This is a genomic window from Blastopirellula retiformator (genome assembly GCF_007859755.1).
In the GTDB taxonomy this organism is placed as follows: domain Bacteria; phylum Planctomycetota; class Planctomycetia; order Pirellulales; family Pirellulaceae; genus Blastopirellula; species Blastopirellula retiformator.
In genome coordinates, this window is record NZ_SJPF01000007.1 from 1 (window position 1) to 17,892 (window position 17,892).

Annotated in this window: 14 protein-coding genes; 13 read left to right on the plus strand and 1 reads right to left on the minus strand. The window is 53.9% G+C overall.

Going from position 1 to position 17,892, the window contains the following annotated elements; all coding sequences use genetic code 11:
- The first annotated feature begins 232 nt into the window (after window positions 1-232).
- From Enr8_RS23625 to Enr8_RS23640, 4 genes are all read left to right on the plus strand, one after another.
- Window positions 233-3,331 (plus strand): RHS repeat-associated core domain-containing protein, encoded by a 3,099-nt coding sequence (locus tag Enr8_RS23625; RefSeq protein ID WP_456236738.1) that lies wholly within the window; start codon window positions 233-235, stop codon window positions 3,329-3,331.
- Between the two features lie 656 nt (window positions 3,332-3,987).
- Complete coding sequence (locus Enr8_RS23630) at window positions 3,988-4,200, plus strand: hypothetical protein (RefSeq protein WP_146436527.1); 213 nt, start codon at window positions 3,988-3,990, stop codon at window positions 4,198-4,200.
- A 151-nt stretch (window positions 4,201-4,351) separates the two neighbouring features.
- Window positions 4,352-7,456 carry an RHS repeat-associated core domain-containing protein gene (locus tag Enr8_RS23635; protein WP_146436529.1) on the plus strand — a complete coding sequence of 1,035 codons (3,105 nt, stop codon included), beginning with the start codon at window positions 4,352-4,354 and terminating at the stop codon, window positions 7,454-7,456.
- A gap of 11 nt (window positions 7,457-7,467) precedes the next feature.
- Window positions 7,468-8,442 (plus strand): leucine-rich repeat domain-containing protein, encoded by a 975-nt coding sequence (locus Enr8_RS23640; protein WP_146436531.1) that lies wholly within the window; start codon window positions 7,468-7,470, stop codon window positions 8,440-8,442.
- Window positions 8,443-8,665: 223 nt separating this feature from the next.
- Here the strand turns inward: Enr8_RS23640 and Enr8_RS26675 are convergent, their stop codons facing one another.
- Window positions 8,666-8,935: an integrase core domain-containing protein gene (locus Enr8_RS26675; RefSeq protein WP_146436533.1), complete on the minus strand. Its 270-nt coding sequence runs from the start codon at window positions 8,933-8,935 to the stop codon at window positions 8,666-8,668.
- On the opposite strand from Enr8_RS26675, the gene Enr8_RS23650 reads away from it, so the two are divergent.
- The 9 genes from Enr8_RS23650 (at window position 8,930) to Enr8_RS23690 (ending at window position 17,642) form a co-directional block, all read left to right on the plus strand.
- Window positions 8,930-9,571 carry a hypothetical protein gene (locus tag Enr8_RS23650; RefSeq protein WP_146436535.1) on the plus strand — a complete coding sequence of 214 codons (642 nt, stop codon included), beginning with the start codon at window positions 8,930-8,932 and terminating at the stop codon, window positions 9,569-9,571. The genes Enr8_RS26675 and Enr8_RS23650 overlap by 6 nt on opposite strands.
- A 9-nt stretch (window positions 9,572-9,580) precedes the next feature.
- Window positions 9,581-10,147 (plus strand): hypothetical protein, encoded by a 567-nt coding sequence (locus tag Enr8_RS23655; RefSeq protein ID WP_146436537.1) that lies wholly within the window; start codon window positions 9,581-9,583, stop codon window positions 10,145-10,147.
- Between the two features lie 343 nt (window positions 10,148-10,490).
- Window positions 10,491-12,851, plus strand: a complete 2,361-nt coding sequence (locus tag Enr8_RS23660; RefSeq protein WP_146436539.1) for an RHS repeat domain-containing protein — start codon at window positions 10,491-10,493, stop codon at window positions 12,849-12,851.
- A complete protein-coding gene (locus tag Enr8_RS23665; protein WP_146436541.1) occupies window positions 12,848-13,102 on the plus strand; it encodes a hypothetical protein in 255 nt (84 codons plus the stop codon). Before Enr8_RS23660 ends, Enr8_RS23665 begins: the two co-directional genes overlap by 4 nt.
- Before the next feature lie 96 nt (window positions 13,103-13,198).
- Window positions 13,199-14,893 (plus strand): HNH endonuclease, encoded by a 1,695-nt coding sequence (locus tag Enr8_RS23670; RefSeq protein ID WP_146436543.1) that lies wholly within the window; start codon window positions 13,199-13,201, stop codon window positions 14,891-14,893.
- Between the two features lie 14 nt (window positions 14,894-14,907).
- On the plus strand, window positions 14,908-15,336 hold the full coding sequence (locus Enr8_RS23675; protein ID WP_146436545.1) for a hypothetical protein: 429 nt from the start codon (window positions 14,908-14,910) through the stop codon (window positions 15,334-15,336).
- A gap of 352 nt (window positions 15,337-15,688) precedes the next feature.
- The gene (locus Enr8_RS23680; protein ID WP_146436548.1) at window positions 15,689-16,804 is read left to right on the plus strand and encodes an RHS repeat-associated core domain-containing protein; all 1,116 of its coding nucleotides are present in this window, start codon (window positions 15,689-15,691) and stop codon (window positions 16,802-16,804) included.
- Window positions 16,804-17,199, plus strand: coding sequence for a hypothetical protein (locus Enr8_RS23685; RefSeq protein WP_146436550.1), 396 nt, complete (start codon window positions 16,804-16,806; stop codon window positions 17,197-17,199). Before Enr8_RS23680 ends, Enr8_RS23685 begins: the two co-directional genes overlap by 1 nt.
- A gap of 212 nt (window positions 17,200-17,411) precedes the next feature.
- A complete protein-coding gene (locus Enr8_RS23690; protein WP_146436552.1) occupies window positions 17,412-17,642 on the plus strand; it encodes a hypothetical protein in 231 nt (76 codons plus the stop codon).
- Window positions 17,643-17,892: the final 250 nt, after the last annotated feature.

The window sequence follows — 17,892 nt, forward strand, 5'->3', positions numbered from 1 at the left end:
GCACACCTACACTTCCGCCGGCCAAGTCGCCACGATGACCGATCCCCGCGGCGTCACGACCTACGCCTACGATGCGTTGGGGCGTACGATTTCGACCACCGAGCCTGACCCCGATGGCGCCGGCCCGCTCGACGCTCCCTTCATGACGTACGCCTACGACGACGAAGGGAACCTGGCCAGCGAAACGACGCTCGACGGGACGACCACCTACGCGTACGACCACCTCGGGCGGATGCTGACGGTCACCTCTCCTTACAAGGCAGGCTCTTCGACCTATATCGCCCGTCGGCAGACGTACGTCTACGNCGCAGTCGGCAACGTCGTCGCCGAATACGACGGCGACTACGCCCCCTGGCGCAATGAAAATCGGTACGATGTCGACGACGACGGCGATGTCGACACCGATGACAGCGACGCCATCGTCGCCTATCTCAATACGAATGGCGCCTCGTACCTGCCGCTTCCGACCTCCGGCAATGAGCCGCCCCCCTATGTCGACGCGAATGGCGACGGGCTCGTCAGTCCCTTGGATGTAAGCATCGTATTAGGCTATCTGAATGGCCAGCAAAACGGCAACCCTCCCTACCAGGTCACGCCCAACGGCACGGTCGTGCAGTACGCCTATGACGATCTCGATCGACTCATCGGCGTGACCGATGAAAACGGCGACGTTACGTCCTATACCTACGACGCCAACGGCAACCGCCTGACGCTTACCGACCCTGAAGAAAATACGACCACCTGGACGTACGACTTTTTGGACCGCATGACCTCGGACACCAATGAGTTGAACGACGCGCGGTACTACGAGTACGATGCCGCTGGAAATCTGACCGAGTACACCGATCGCAATGGCCGCGTCACTCAATACGCCTACGACAACCTCCAACGGCGCACGACAGAAACCTGGCTCGATGGCGTCACCACCGTCAATACCATCAGCTACGGCTACGACGCCGCCTCGCAGCTTGTCTCGGTCACCGACGCGAGCGCCGCTTACGACTTTACCTACGATCGACTTGGCCGAATCACCAGCACCGAATACGACCTGGCGGCGCTCGGCTACGATGTCGTTCTCGATCAGGCGTACGACGCCCTAAATCGCCGCATTCGCTTGGCGGCAGAAATCGACGGCACGGACGATCTGCGCAACGAGTACGCGTACGATTTCCTTAATCGGATGACGCAGGTGACGCAAGCAGGCCAGGTCGGCGGCAATACGGTCGCCGAAAAGCGAGTCGACTTCACTTACGACGCCGACGACAAGCACCTGCTCACCTCGGCGGCCCGCTACGCCGACGTCGCAGGCACAGAGCTGGTCGTCACCGGTCTCTACACGTACAACAACTTCGACAAGCTGTCGATTTTGAAGTATCAAGACGCGACCAGTACCGACATCGCCGAGTACCAGTGGGGCTATGACACCCAGGGCCGCGTCAGCGGCGTCTATATTATCGGCCATGGATCGGAGAACTACCGTTACGACGGGACCGATCAAATCACCCGCACGACCGACAATGCGACCCACACGACCACCAACTTCACCTACGACGACAACGGCAACCGCATCGACGGCAGCCGGACGATCGGCGACAACAACCAGATCCTTTCCGACGGCACGTACAACTACGCTTACGACGACGAAGGGAACATCACCCTTCGCACCAACATCGCCGACGGCAGCTACACTGTTTACGAGTGGGACCACCGCAACCGCCTGACCAGCGTCACCGACTACGACGTCTCCGACGTCAAACAGCAGCAGGTCGTTTACGGCTACGACGCTTACAACAACCTGATTAGCCGCGATCTCGACAGTAACGGCGACGGCACGGTCGACGAGTCAGGCTACTTCATCTACGACAACGGCCAGATCGTGCTGCAGCTCGACAGCACCGGCGACGTCGATCACCGCATGCTCTGGGGCGCCGCCGTTGATCAGATCTTGGCCGACGAAAACGACGCCGGCGACGTCCACTGGATGCTGACCGACAATCAGAACACCGTCCGCGACATCGCCGAATATGACGACGCCACCGACACGACAAGCATCGTCAACCACATCGCCTACAGCGTCTTCGGCGAAGTGACGAGCCAGACCAACAGTTCCCTCGACGCCCTCCCCTTCTACTACACCGCCCGTTACTTCGACGAAGCGACCGGCCTGCAGTACAACACCAACCGCTGGTACAACGCCGAGCTAGGCCGTTGGATGAGCCAGGACCCGATTGGGTTTGAAGCGGGGGATGAGAATCTTTATCGGTATGTGGGGAATGGACATCTGAATGGGGTGGATCCTAGTGGACTGGAGACGCCGCGATTGCTACCGCATGAAGATCCGACTTTTACCTGGTACGGTTTCACTTACTACGTCCTCGGAGATATGGCTCAAAGCTTTGGGGCCGGCGTCTATGATATCGCGGATGGCACTGCCGGAAGACAACTCGGAGACCGAGCTGTTTTCTATTCGGAGATGGACTCTGGCAAGCCATTTAACGAGACGAGCAATTTTTCATTCGCCAAGAATATCGCCCAGGATCTGGTCGGAGCAAATGGCTGTGGGGAGGGGTATTACCGCTATGACCCAGTGGAAGATCGATTTCTAAGTGACACGGAAGGCAACTCTCGCCTCGCGGGCGGCATTGGACAATTGGCTGGGACAGCCGCTGGAGGATTTGGCGTCGCAAACAAGTTCGGAATCGGCATTGGTGCACGCCCCATTTTTCACATACTTCCAATTGAAGACCCAATTATCGTTCGTGCCCCTTGGAGGACACAAATGAGCACTGCGGATGTCGGCGCGAGTCTAGATGGAGTACCATTAGGAGAAGAAGCCGCCTATGCCGCCTATGCCGCCGGCCGGACACCAGGTCCGTATCGATTGCCTCCTGCGCAATCCATTGTTCCAGCATCACAGGTCAAGCTGCCGGTACGGCCCAAAGCTCCGGTTGTTTGCCCAGCCCCAAAAGGAAGGCTTACGATTGACCCGGCCGGAACATTTTCGGCGAGCGAACGGAATGCCGCTCAACACATGGCGGACCTCGGACACGATGTCACATTGAGGTCTCCCACTGGCACTCGTGCCGCAGGTGGGACTTCAGATTTGCTTGTCGACGGAGTTCGCTATGACGTATACACTCCGACGACTAATAACCCAAATCGAATTATTGGGGCAATTGCAAAAAAGAGCAGCCAAGCTCAAGGGGGCGGAGTCGTGCTCGATCTAAGTCAAACGACGGTCACTCGTGCCCAACTTGGTGATGTCCTGAAAAGAGTTCAGGGTACAGGTGCATCTGGGGTAAATGACGTTGTCATTATTGGAGGGAATTAGCGGTGCCAAAATTTGCCTGTAAATGCGGTGAGACGCTTGGATTCGGCGACATACCGAATCCTATAGAATGGCTCTTCATTAGCGATTCGGACTTTGATGCAATTTCAGGCCTCGTTGATTCGGAAAGCCTTTATTGCAAAATGAATAGCTTCCTTGAATGTCCTTCTTGCAAGCGACTCTGGATCTTCTGGAACGGTTTCGACGCCGACCCTCTGGAGTATGTTCTTCAGAAAAACGAACAAAGTTAGTGTCACCCCCTGCGTGCGTGAGCGATTCGCTTGTGCATAAAGAAAAGTAACCGGCGAAGCCGGAGCCATCTAAAGGGACGGGAGCCATCTAAAGGGACGGGGGTCAAATTCGCAACGCGGGCCTTTAAGACCCCCGCCCCCGTTTCTCTACCGTCGAGCGTCTGCCGAAGCTGGGAGAAAATCCCGCACCAGATTCGCTCGACGAACTTCTGCAGGACCAATGACTCCAAGCGAATCCGCAGCACGTCTGGCGGATCCAGCAACAGCGCCAGCAAGACGACGATTAATTCAAACTGGCGCGAAGCCGCCGCGGAATGCGTTGATAGTGCGGTTGGAAACTTGGTGCAGACCAACTCACGAGTGTCCTGAGTGGCGGACGGCTGTTTTGATACAATCTTGGAGCTTGAAATGAATGAAATCTCGCTGATTCTGAAACATGAGGAAGCATTGGTGTTATTTGAGTGGCTGGCTTCGCTAGAGGAAAAATCGGACTCGTCTATGTGCGATGATGCGGAGCAGAAGGTAATCTGGAAGATTGAAGCACAGCTTGAGAAACTGCTTCCTGATGTCGTAATGGAAGATTACAAGGATCGGGTCTCAGCCGCAAAGCTTAAAATATGACGCCTTTGCTGCTGGATTCGCCTTGACCATCTTCACCGGCGATACGGTCGGCTTGGGCTTCTCATTCGCCTTCGGCGAAGAAAAGGTGTCACGGCGAAGAAAAGGTGTCAGGACTCTTTTTTCCTTCGCCAGCACATGATGCCCTGCTGCCATGGGTAGACCAAAGCGAGCAGACGAAGCGGGCGGCATTTATCATGCCTTGAATCGAGGCAACTCTCGGGCGGCGATCTTCGATATGCCGGACGATTTCGACGACGAAGGGAACCTGGCCAGCGAAACGACGCTCGACGGGACGACCACCTACGCGTACGACCACCTCGGGCGGATGCTGACGGTCACCTCTCCTTACAAGGCAGGCTCTTCGACCTATATCGCCCGTCGGCAGACGTACGTCTACGACGCAGTCGGCAACGTCGTCGCCGAATACGACGGCGACTACGCCCCCTGGCGCAATGAAAATCGGTACGATGTCGACGACGACGGCGATGTCGACACCGATGACAGCGACGCCATCGTCGCCTATCTCAATACGAATGGCGCCTCGTACCTGCCGCTTCCGACCTCCGGCAATGAGCCGCCCCCCTATGTCGACGCGAATGGCGACGGGCTCGTCAGTCCCTTGGATGTAAGCATCGTATTAGGCTATCTGAATGGCCAGCAAAACGGCAACCCTCCCTACCAGGTCACGCCCAACGGCACGGTCGTGCAGTACGCCTATGACGATCTCGATCGACTCATCGGCGTGACCGATGAAAACGGCGACGTTACGTCCTATACCTACGACGCCAACGGCAACCGCCTGACGCTTACCGACCCTGAAGAAAATACGACCACCTGGACGTACGACTTTTTGGACCGCATGACCTCGGACACCAATGAGTTGAACGACGCGCGGTACTACGAGTACGATGCCGCTGGAAATCTGACCGAGTACACCGATCGCAATGGCCGCGTCACTCAATACGCCTACGACAACCTCCAACGGCGCACGACAGAAACCTGGCTCGATGGCGTCACCACCGTCAATACCATCAGCTACGGCTACGACGCCGCCTCGCAGCTTGTCTCGGTCACCGACGCGAGCGCCGCTTACGACTTTACCTACGATCGACTTGGCCGAATCACCAGCACCGAATACGACCTGGCGGCGCTCGGCTACGATGTCGTTCTCGATCAGGCGTACGACGCCCTAAATCGCCGCATTCGCTTGGCGGCAGAAATCGACGGCACGGACGATCTGCGCAACGAGTACGCGTACGATTTCCTTAATCGGATGACGCAGGTGACGCAAGCAGGCCAGGTCGGCGGCAATACGGTCGCCGAAAAGCGAGTCGACTTCACTTACGACGCCGACGACAAGCACCTGCTCACCTCGGCGGCCCGCTACGCCGACCTCGCAGGCACAGAGCTGGTCGTCACCGGTCTCTACACGTACAACAACTTCGACAAGCTGTCGATTTTGAAGTATCAAGACGCGACCAGTACCGACATCGCCGAGTACCAGTGGGGCTATGACACCCAGGGCCGCGTCAGCGGCGTCTATATTATCGGCCATGGATCGGAGAACTACCGTTACGACGGGACCGATCAAATCACCCGCACGACCGACAATTCGACCTACACGACCACCAACTTCACCTACGACGACAACGGCAACCGCATCGACGGCAGCCGGACGATCGGCGACAACAACCAGATCCTCTCCGACGGCACGTACAACTACGCTTACGACGACGAAGGGAACATCACCCTTCGCACCAACATCGCCGACGGCAGCTACACTGTTTACGAGTGGGACCACCGCAACCGCCTGGGCAGCGTCACCGACTACGACGTCTCTGACGTCAAACAACAGCAGGTCGTTTACGGCTACGACGCCTACAACAACCTGATCAGCCGCGACCTCGACAGCAACGGCGATGGCACGTTCGACGAGTCCGGCTACTTCATCTACGACAACGGCCAGATCGTGCTGCAGCTCGACAGCACCGGCGACGTCGATCACCGCATGCTCTGGGGCGCCGCCGTTGATCAGATCTTGGCCGACGAAAACGACGCCGGCGACGTCCACTGGATGCTGACCGACAACCAGAACACAGTTCGCGACATCGCCGAGTACGACGACGCCACCGACACGACAAGCATCGTCAACCACATCGCCTACAGCGTCTTCGGCGAAGTGACGAGCCAGACCAACAGTTCCCTCGACGCCCTCCCCTTCTACTACACCGCCCGTTACTTCGACGAAGCGACCGGCCTGCAGTACAACACCAACCGCTGGTACAACCCCGAGCTAGGCCGTTGGATGAGCCAGGACCCGATTGGGTTTGAAGCGGGGGATGAGAATCTTTATCGGTATGTGGGGAATGGACATCTGAATGCGGTCGATCCTAGTGGGCTCAGAGAAGGTCATCACTGGGTACCTAAATCGGTATTTAATGCAATGAAAGGCCTGCTTGACAAAAAGGCGCTCAAGTATTTTGAACAATTCACGGAGATCCCTGAGGGATACATTCATCGATTCGATTCCTGGGTTGCCGACGGATTTAAGGTGTCTCATGACAGCTACAACAAATCTGTACAGCTCATGATGGATGAGTATGTCGCATTAAATAAAATCGGTAGAGCAAAGCGCATGACAGAACTACAGGCAAGGGAATTTGCGAGCTTTGTAAGGGGCTTCGACACCCCGCCACCAGAACTACTAAACAAGAAGGGGTTCAGTGAAGCGTTGAAAAACGTTTCTACTTGGAGAGAAGGTTTCTTGAAGGCAAATTCACTGGCAGAAGCGCTTTCTAAGTACACAGATGATTGCGGCAAGAAATTGAGCGAAAAAGAAGTCAAGAACATTATCCGAAATCTTGTAAACGGAGAGTCAAGAGAGCTATCAGAGTCGGCAACCCAGGTAATGAAAAAGTTTACGAGGAGCACTTCAGGAAAGTCCCTTCTTAAGCTCGCGACGACAGAAGTCGTGGGCAACGCACTTGGCAAGCTCTTCATATTGGAAGCGGCAAGAAAGGGTTACAATGGCGAAGGGCTGCACAAGGAGGGAGGAGTTGTTGGGGCCGCAGTACAAGTCCTGGGTGAGCGAATTTACCTGGACGTCGTCGATGACCTGGCCCGGGCGTATGGCCCCTCAATTATCGAGGGAATCTCAGAACTCTTGGGCCTTCGCAATCTCGGATGTGAATCTCGTCACCGACGAGCAGCTCGTGCGAGCGCCGGCTTGAATCCCTACGGGCAACCTCTAGATTGAGAAAATAGATAGTGAATAGAGAACTAGACATCATCGCTGAACTTCGGAAGGCCGAAGTAAACTTCAAGTTTTCAGACAACTCTCCAGAACGAGTTGGGAAGGTCTACAACGTTTGCAGTGCCAAAGATCAAGATCGAATTGTCGATTTGGCGAGTAAGTTGGAGGCTTTAAAAATTCTTGATGTCAATCACAGCAAATGCATTACCGAAAAGAGCGCTAAATCGATTGGTCAGATGCGACAGCTAGAGAGCTTGCGAATTTCTTTCTCGAGTCTGACGGGAACAGCGCTTCGTCATTTGAAATGGCTTCGCCGACTCCGGCTTCTCGAAGCACAAGATGTTTCGTCTCTTTCGCTTGGAGCACCGTATTTGGCGGATATCAAATCGCTTCGCGTTCTAGACATTTCGGGCACTGATTTTAACGATGCGGCAATCGAACACCTTCAAAAAAATGTTCAACTCGAGGAGTTAATTGCCAACTGCACCAAGGTTACAGGAAGCGGATTTTCTTTTTTTCCCTCAGAATGCGCTCTCTCTGATATTTCGATCAGGGGCTGTCCCCTTACTCGTTTTGGCCTAGATTCGATCGTCTCGCTTAGCCGATTAAGGCACCTAAGCTTTTCAAGTAGCGAAGATTCAAGCAATGTTGATCTACTTGGCGTACAGTGGCCTGAACTAGAAACCCTCGATTTCAGCGAAATCTCGATAAGCAATGAAATACTGAAAGAGCTATCGCAAATCGAAACGTTGACTTGGCTGCGCATCGACGACACCAACTTGGCGAACGTCGACCTCTCTGTGCTGAACAGACTACGAAATTTAAGGGATCTTGGGCTAAGCTCCACAGGCGTCTCGGCCGACGCAATCAACGGGCTTGTCGAGCTATCAAATTTAGAAACGTTGACCCTTGCAGACAACGAGATCAAGACGCACGAGTTGGCTCCTTTAAGAACGGCTTTGCCCAATTGCGACATATGGTGCGGATGACTTTCGGATGGTTAAGGGCGTCCTGTGCAAAAAGTAAATTCGCGATATTTGATCGACTTGAGTAGTCCAAGAACCAGCGATGCAACGGTCGACGAATCGATGTCCCTGCGAGGGTTTTCGGTCGTGCTCCAGTATTTCGATCATTTGTTGGAGCATGAGCGCAGAAGAGCGATTACCGTTGGAAGATTGACGGTCGAAGAAGAAGAGAATGTCGCGAACAACTTCATGCCGCTTGACGATGATAGTGTTTCAGCACACCGCCAAGTCGTTCGCGACAATTGACAGAATCAATCGAGAGGACATCGGGCTGCGTCTCTCCGGGCGTCAGCAGTTCATTTTCCTTCCCCTGATGCGGCCGCTCTTCGTGATAGAAGTCGACGAACTCATTCACCAGATGGTCCATGTGCTGCTCGCCAAACACGATGAAATGGTCCAAACATTCCTGCTGAATCGGCTGGATGAACCGTTCGACGAAGGCGTTGGTGTATTGCATGCGATACAAAATCAGGCCGCAGTTTACAAGTCTGCAATTCTACGCTGGACTCCGCCCATATCGCCTCGATCAAACGGATCAATCTACACGTTTGACTTCGACAAATATGAAGGCAACCCATCGGTCTGGAAAGAATACGCCAGTGCTTCAATAGCCGGATTCAATGCTGGAGTGGATGCTGGCATCGCTGAAGGAGTAAATCAACTACCAGTCGGATTGAGACGGTTTAGTGCGCCGAAAGTTCCACTGCGAGGAGCGGCGAGAACCGCGGATAAGGTCGGAGATGCCGCAAGACTCGCTGATAAAGCTCAAGATCTTGCACAGGACGCTGCAAGCACCTTAGACAACTGCCCTACCCGTCGCCCAGGCTTGATTTCAGGGAATCCAGCAAACCAAAAAATCCCAACCGGAGTACCTCTTAAGAACGGGAACGGTTGGAAACAAAAATGGGTTCGAATGACCCAGAAGGACAGGGAAGCCTACATGGAGGCAATTGCCGACAACTACGACAAGGTACTCGATCAAGGGCAAAATTTAGGTTTGCAAGGAGACGACTTGACACAGTACATCTTTCGGGAACAGGAAAAATTCCGAGCAAATCTGTATAAGAATTTCATGGACAACCGAAGCTACTAGGTGCAATCAGTGAAGCGTTCATTGCTGTTTTCAGAGCGAGTACTGATCCAAACTCTTCTTGCCAAGCAAGATCCGCTTGACGATCTATTTGTTGTGGAAGAGTATATCCCCTGGCCTCAGGACGGCGGCAAGCGACAGTTCAATTCGGATTTCGCCTTGAATTTCACAACCCCGTTACCTCGTATGGGGAACAGAACGGTAAAAGCAAAATCAATTCACTATCGCTGCATCGGAAGCGAGCTATTTCTTGTGACGGAGCCTAGCGGGAGGCCTGTCCGGCTGGAGCTACTGAATGGACCGGCCGTGCCTAAAAAGTTGTTTGCAGAAGCGATAAGTTTGATCGAAGAAACTATCTCAAGCAATCTTATCCAAGGCTGGCAAGGAGAAATTAAATCCGCTCCATTCCTCAGAATTTTTGATTTTGAGGATAGCGTCCTATTCTTGGTTTCGTCGATAATCGACGTTAAGAGATTTGCCGGACATTCTTCTGTGAGTTTTGAGTCTGAAAGTTGTCGTCTCCAAGCGAATGTCGATGCGAAAGAAGGTTGCTCCGTTGAGGGAATTGTATATCGATGATTTGGCCGAGCGACAATGCTAGCCCTCCTCTTCCCTAAGCATCGATGGAATCTCAGAACCCGCACGTAATACGGAGCCATCTAAAGGGACGGGGGTCAAATTCGCAACGCGGGCCTTTAAGACCCCCGCCCCCGTTTCTCTACCGTCGAGCGTCTGCCGAAGCTGGGAGAAAATCCCGCACCAGATTCGCTCGACGAACTTCTGCCGGACCAATGACTCCAAGCGAATCCGCAGCACGTCTGGCGGATCCAGCGAAGCCGCCGCGGAATGCGTTGATAGTGCGATTGGCCGGACGGACCCTGAAGAAAATACGACCACCTGGACGTACGACTTTTTGGACCGCATGACCTCGGACACCAATGAGTTGAACGACGCACGGTACTACGAGTACGATGCCGCTGGAAATCTGACCGAGTACACCGATCGCAATGGCCGCGTCACTCAATACGCCTACGACAACCTCCAACGGCGCACGACAGAAACCTGGCTCGATGGCGTCACCACCGTCAATACCATCAGCTACGGCTACGACGCCGCCTCGCAGCTTGTCTCGGTCACCGACGCGAGCGCCGCTTACGACTTTACCTACGATCGACTCGGCCGAATCACCAGCACCGAATACGACCTGGCGGCGCTCGGCTACGACGTCGTTCTCGATCAGGCGTACGACGCCCTGAATCGCCGCATCCGCTTGGCGGCAGAAATCGACGGCACGGACGATCTGCTCAGCGAGTACGCGTACGATTTCCTCAATCGGATGACGCAGGTGACGCAAGCCGGCCAGACAGGCGGCAATACCGTCGCCGAAAAGCGGGTCGACTTCACCTACGACGCCGACGACAAGTACCTGCTCACCTCGGCGGCCCGCTATGCCGACCTCGCAGGCACAGAGCTGATCGTCACCGGTCTCTACACGTACAACAACTTCGACAAGCTGTCGATTTTGAAGTATCAAGACGCGACCAGTACCGACATCGCCGAGTACCAGTGGGGCTATGACATCCAGGGCCGCGTCAGCGGCGTCTATATTATCGGCCATGGATCGGAGAACTACCGTTACGACGGGACCGATCAAATCACCCGCACGACCGACAATTCGACCTACACGACCACCAACTTCACCTACGACGACAACGGCAACCGCATCGACGGCAGCCGGACGATCGGCGACAACAACCAGATCCTTTCCGACGGCACGTACAACTACGCCTACGACGACGAAGGGAACATCACCCTTCGCACCAACATCGCCGACGGCAGCTACACCGTTTACGAGTGGGACCACCGCAACCGCCTGGCCAGCGTCACCGACTACGACGTCTCCGATGCCAAGCAGCAGCAGATAGACCAGGCGTATGACCCGTTCAACAACCTGATCGGCCGCGCGCTGGACAGCGACGGCGACGGCGCCGCGGACGAGTCGAGCTACTTTATCTACGACGAAGGGCAGATCCTGCTGCAGCTCGATGACTCCGGCGACGTCGAGCACCGGATGCTCTGGGGCCCGCAAGTCGACCAGATCCTGGCCGACGAAAACGAAGCCGGCGACGTCTACTGGATGCTGACCGACAATCAGAACACAGTCCGCGACATCGCCGAATATGACGACGCGACCGACACGACAAGCATCGTCAACCACATCGCCTACAGCGTCTTCGGCGAAGTGACCAGCCAGACCAACAGTTCGCTCGACGCCCTCCCCTTCTACTACACCGCCCGCTACTTCGACGCCGCAACCGGCCTGCAGTACAACACCAACCGTTGGTACAACCCCGAGCTAAACCGCTGGATGAGCCAGGACCCGATCGGGTTTGATGCGGGGGATGCGAATCTTTATCGGTATGTGGGGAATGGGTTTACGAATGCGGTGGATCCTAGTGGCCTGGAAGAAGAGGCAGTACAGGGACCCTTTAGCTATCTTATTCTCATTTTTAACGGAGAACTTGCTCGACGGGAAAAGCTAAACACGGCGCTTCAAGACCGCAGAATAACACAAAGCATGGTAGATATGGCTCTAGGAGGGAGACGAGAGGAATCTGCTTCGAGGAATCACACCAAGATGCGTATGACGAACGCTGGCGACGCAGCCGAAGACGCGAAAGCTTTGGTCGAAACATATGCGATGTTCTGCGAGTCAGCCGCTGCTTCCGCTACACCTATCGGCAAATTTAAAGGGGAGTCTGCGGCAGTGCGTCCCCGATCTGCCAGAATCACTGGGCAGTTACCGCAAGTAAGAAAGTGGGTAAAGAATTTTTTTAGTCGATCCGAGGACGAAATACTTGGACTGCTTCGAAAGAATGGGATCGAAGTCCCTGATGACGTTGCGATTTTTGTCGGTGAAGCGGATGAGTTCATTGGGACTATCGATGACATCTATGATGGCAAGACGGTCTTGACCGCGAAGCTGCCTCCTCTAGAAGAAGACAGACTTGGTTACGTATACTTCAAAGACATGTATTCACAGGGAAAGATTCCAATCCAAATCAGTCCTGAAATGATGAAGAGTGACGAAGCTATTCTCGCAGTTCTTCAGCATGAGTTACACGAATTAGCATTATTCCGAGCGGAGTTTGCCGCGAACAACGGAAAGATGAAGTTCTTTCATTTTCGCAATGAAGCAATGCCCGGAAACCCGGGAAACTTTCACTGCCAAGCCTGGGACGCCGCTGATGAGTTGATCCGTCAAGTACGAGGTGAAAAATGAGTTTCAACTTAGTTCAGACACAATTTGAAGAAGGTCGTGTTACCGCGTTAGATGCAATTTACAAGATCCTACTTGCGTTAACGCCAGAACGTGTGGATGAATTGAGGGACATTCATGGCGAACTGTCTGCAAAGCTTCGCGACTACGTTCGGAACTATGATCCAATGCTCAGATCGACGGCTGGTAATAAGCCAACGGAGGAGCACGTGGAGCTTGCAAAAAATTGGTTCGACCAGCAGTTTTCCGAATAAGCCCTCTAGGGCGGAGAAATTAAAGGGGACGATCGGATCAAACAGGACGGGGGTCAAACTCGCGGATCGTCGAATAGACCATCTTCAAGAAACGCCTTGACTACGCCTACGACGCCAAAGGAAACATCACCCTTCGCACCAACATCGCCGCTCAGCAGCTACACTGTTTACGAGTGGGACCACCGCAACCGCCTGGCCAGCGTCACCGACTACGACGTCTCTGACGTCAAACAACAGCAGGTCGTTTATGGCTACGACGCCTACAACAACCTGATCAGCCGCGACCTCGACAGCAACGGCGACGGTACTGTTGACCAGTCAGGCTACTTCATCTACGACAACGGCCAGATCGTGCTGCAGCTCGACAGCACCGGCGACGTCGAGCACCGGATGCTCTGGGGCGCCGCCGTTGATCAGATCCTGGCCGACGAAAACGACGCCGGCGACGTCCACTGGATGCTGACCGACAATCAGAACACAGTTCGCGACATCGCCGAGTACGACGACGCCACCGACACGACGAGCATCGTCAACCACATCGCCTACAGCGTCTTCGGCGAAGTGACGAGCCAGACCAACAGTTCCCTCGACGCCCTCCCGTTCTACTACACCGCCCGCTACTTCGACGCCGCGACCGGCCTACAGTACAACACCAACCGCTGGTACAACGCCGAGCTAAACCGCTGGATGAGCCAGGACCCGATTGGGTTTGACGCGGGGGATGCGAATCTGTATCGGTATGTGGGGAATGGGTTTGCGAATTGGGTGGATCCGAGCGGACTACGAGGAGGAGACTGGCTTGATTGGGCGGCATCATGGAGTCCGATAAGGGGTTTTGGAGGGGACCAGTATGATAATTATTTCACTTGGTCCCAACCCTTCGGACCGTCCAATCCCAGTCCAACTTCAAGTCAGCCAAGCAGCCCTGGAAGGCCCCAACCCGGTACGCAGGCTTCAATTCGATCTGACGTGGCAGAATTCGGCGCTGACTGGAAGGCATCTGATGAACAATTGAGACAGGAATTGCGGAATGGAAAGGACATCGGCGAGGCGTGTCAGCGGGAGTTTATTGACCTAGCTCCTGGCGTAGGACAAGTCGCGAATGGAATTGAAGCATTTTCGGGGGAGGAGTTTTTCACCGGGGAAAAAGTAGAAGGCATTGACAAGGGGATTCGAGGTTTTTCAGCAGCAGCTGGACCACTGGGTGCGTTTTCAGGAATGATGGACGACGGAGCCCAGGCTGCGCGAAAGGCGAGAAAAGTCGCGAACGCGACCGGAGATGTTCTTGACCCTGCTGCAGATGTAGCTAGAAAAGGGAAAAAAGTATCTGCAAAAGCCTCTGATGCAGCGGAAAAAATTGCGGATGTAAAGAAGGTTGGAAAGCATGTAGAATGCCCTGTTCCAAGCACCCCAAAGGTTATAAAGAACGGTCACTTGGCGGGAAAGACTCATCCCGTAACAGGCGTCCCTTTCGATCAAGATGGTTTTCCGGTGTTTCAATCGAATGGCAACGCCACTCTTCCGAAGGATTTGATTGGTTCAAAAATATCCGACACCAAGCAATTCCAAGAAGCAACGCGGCAACTGTGGGATCAAATCAAGGACAATCCCGCGCGACAACGGTTGTTTACAACGGAACAGCTTCAGCAAATCAAGCGGGGCAAGGCGAAGATTTCGAATTTCACTTGGCATCACCACCAAGATGGAAAGACAATGCAATTAGTTGATGAATGGACCCACAGCAAGACTGGTCACTCGGGTGGAAGACAAACTACTGGTGGACGTCGATAGGAGAATGAAAAGCGATGGCTGAAAGCTGTACAATTTACTGTAAGTTGTGGAATCTGAAAGAATTCGCCCGATTGCTCGACTCCTATTTTCCTTCGACTATTCCGACTTCTGATGATTTGACCATAGTACATGACAGTGATGGAAACCTTCGTCTAACTCAAAAGAAATTTCGTGAACCGGGTGATGATTTCTGTCGGCTATTACTTTCAACGTGCGCCTTTGTAGAAGGCTTGCCGAATGCCGACGCTGTCGTAAAGAAGTGGTTGGCTTCGCACGTTGAATCTTGCGAGTTGGTATTAGGTGTGGTTGCGGAACCAGCGTTCGATGCCGATGAACGTTTCCATGCTGTAGTTTTTGCAATTGCAAAGGCGTTCGATGGCGTTATTTTCAACGGCCACGAAATGCTGGACGCAAATGGTGTGACGTTATTAGCTACGTCTTGAAAGCAAGCAATCGAGAAACCAAAGGGGCCAAGGAACAAGTCCGCGGATCGGCAGCCGGACGATCGGCGACAACAACCAGATCTTCTCCGACGGCACGTACAACTACGCTTACGACGACGAAGGGAACATCACCCTTCGCACCAACATCGCCGACGGCAGCTACACTGTTTACGAGTGGGACCACCGCAACCGCCTGGCCAGCGTTACTGACTACGACGTCTCTGACGTCAAACAACAGCAGGTTGTTTATGGCTACGACCCCTACAACAACCTGATCAGCCGCGACCTCGACAGCAACGGCGACGGTACTGTTGACCAGTCAGGCTACTTCATCTACGACAACGGCCAGATCGTGCTGCAGCTCGACAGCACCGGCGACGTCGATCACCGGATGCTCTGGGGCGCCGCCGTTGATCAGATCTTGGCCGACGAAAACGACGCCGGCGACGTCCACTGGATGCTGACCGACAACCAGAACACAGTCCGCGACATCGCCGAATATGACGACGCGACCGACACGACAAGCATCGTCAACCACATCGCCTACAGCGTCTTCGGCGAAGTGACGAGCCAGACCAACAGTTCCCTCGACACCCTCCCGTTCTACTACACCGCCCGTTACTTCGACGAAGCGACCGGCCTGCAGTACAACACCAACCGCTGGTACAACCCCGAGCTAAACCGCTGGATGAGCCAGGACCCGATTGGGTTTGAGGCGGGGGATGCGAATCTTTATCGGTATGTGGGGAATGGGCATTTGAATGGGGTGGATCCGAGTGGATTGGATAAGTCAGATACAAACGAAGAAATTGAAATCAAAGGAGACGGCTTCTTTTTACCTCCGGTCTCTTGGCCAATTAAGTTTCTGATAACGGCCTTTTCTGGTGAAGCAAGTCGCTCAGGTGTTCTCGACAAGGAAATCATGGATCTGCAGCACAAGAGAGCAAATCAGCAAGGAAACCTAGACCAAGTATTTCACAAAAACCGCTTTCTTCGTTCAAACGAACTTTGCAGTGACATGGAGGGCTTGGCACACTTTGGAGTGGAGTCGCAAGCCGCAGTATTGGGCGGTGGATTCTTGCGTCCAAGTGGTGGCTTGACGAATGTAGTGGAAGAATCCTCCGATAGTTTTGGGCGTTGGTTTGCTCGGTATGGTGACGATGGAGCCGAAACATTTTCAGCACGACTATTAAATGGAGCAGACGAACTGGGGATCGCGTGGACCGACGATGTCGCCCAGCTTGCGGGCAATATCGCGGAAATACAATGTGCTGGTGGTCGAAATATTACGAAGATTAAAGGTTTAGCATCGGATGGAATTGAGAAATTAATCAAGGCGGGACGATTTAATTCAGATTTGTACGCCAAGCAATTGTCGCGTAAATTGGGTGGCACAAGGCGAATTGACGTAGTCAAGCGAACAGCCCAGGATGCTTGGGATATTACTGCAACTAGGATTGGAAATTGATGAATATCGACAATTGTGAAAACTGGCCATTCAACGTAAGTGATGCTGACATGAATTGCCCAGAAATCGCGGAGAAAATCGATTTTCTGAGGTCGGCTTCCGATGTTGGCGCAGAATCTTACAGATTTGGTATCAACAACTACGGCGCTAAATTGAACTGTCGTTCTGGTGCTATTCTCGAGCGAGGACGTAACCGATGGGAAATTCGACTTTCTCAAGATGATTTGCGCTATTTATCGGCCTTTGTCGGGAATTTCGTGGCTGCTGGTAATGCACTAACATTGTGGCTTAGAGGAGAGGCAACTGGGCAGATTCTTGACAACGTAAGTGAAAGTCTGATCGTGCCACCTGGACTGAAAGAGAGCTTTACTGTTTACGAAGCAGAACAAAAATAGGGAACACTGGTGCCGTTGCCACGGCCTTGCGTGGCAATGAATGCGGTCTGCGTTGAAGAGTCGTACAATGACCAAACCAGCCACTTCATCCACAACAACGGTCAGCTGCTGCTGCAGCAGACAGCACCGGCGATGTCGAGCAGCGGCTCCTCTGGGGCTCGGCCGTCGATCAGATCCTGGCCGACGAAAACGGCTCAGGCGACGTCTACTGGATGCTGACCGATCATCAGAACACGGTCCGCGATGTGGTGAAGTATGACTCTCTGGCCGATACGACCACCGTGGTCAATCACATCGCCTACAACGCCTTCGGCGAAATGACGAGCGAGTCCAACAGCAGCCTCGACACGCTCGACCTCTACTACACCGCCCGCTACACCGACGACGCGACCGGCCCTAAGGTGCAACGCAACGGTGTCCGCCACCTTCGCGAATTCGGTTAAGAGCATGTCCGTCCTGTGCAAAAAGTAAATTCGCGATATTTGATCGACTTGAGTAGTCCAAGAACCAGCGATGCAACGGTCGACGAATCGATGTCCCTGCGAGGGTTTTCGGTCGTGCTCCAGTTGGAGTGCTCCCCAAATCCTGATCCATTCGTTATGAAAGATCCAGAGCCAAAATTCTGGCGAAGGATTTTTTATGAGTAAGAAGCGACGTCGGCATTCGGCCGAACAGATCATCAAGAAGTTGCGG

Coding starts and splice junctions, on each gene's coding strand:
- Enr8_RS23675 (WP_146436545.1), top strand. CDS start 14,908: ATGGCTGAAAGCTGTACAATTTACTGTAAGTTGTGGAATCTGAAAGAA.
- Enr8_RS23660 (WP_146436539.1), top strand. CDS start 10,491: ATGACCTCGGACACCAATGAGTTGAACGACGCACGGTACTACGAGTAC.
- Enr8_RS23630 (WP_146436527.1), top strand. CDS start 3,988: ATGAATGAAATCTCGCTGATTCTGAAACATGAGGAAGCATTGGTGTTA.
- Enr8_RS23665 (WP_146436541.1), top strand. CDS start 12,848: ATGAGTTTCAACTTAGTTCAGACACAATTTGAAGAAGGTCGTGTTACC.
- Enr8_RS23685 (WP_146436550.1), top strand. CDS start 16,804: ATGAATATCGACAATTGTGAAAACTGGCCATTCAACGTAAGTGATGCT.
- Enr8_RS26675 (WP_146436533.1), bottom strand. CDS start 8,935: ATGCAATACACCAACGCCTTCGTCGAACGGTTCATCCAGCCGATTCAG.
- Enr8_RS23690 (WP_146436552.1), top strand. CDS start 17,412: ATGCTGACCGATCATCAGAACACGGTCCGCGATGTGGTGAAGTATGAC.
- Enr8_RS23635 (WP_146436529.1), top strand. CDS start 4,352: ATGGGTAGACCAAAGCGAGCAGACGAAGCGGGCGGCATTTATCATGCC.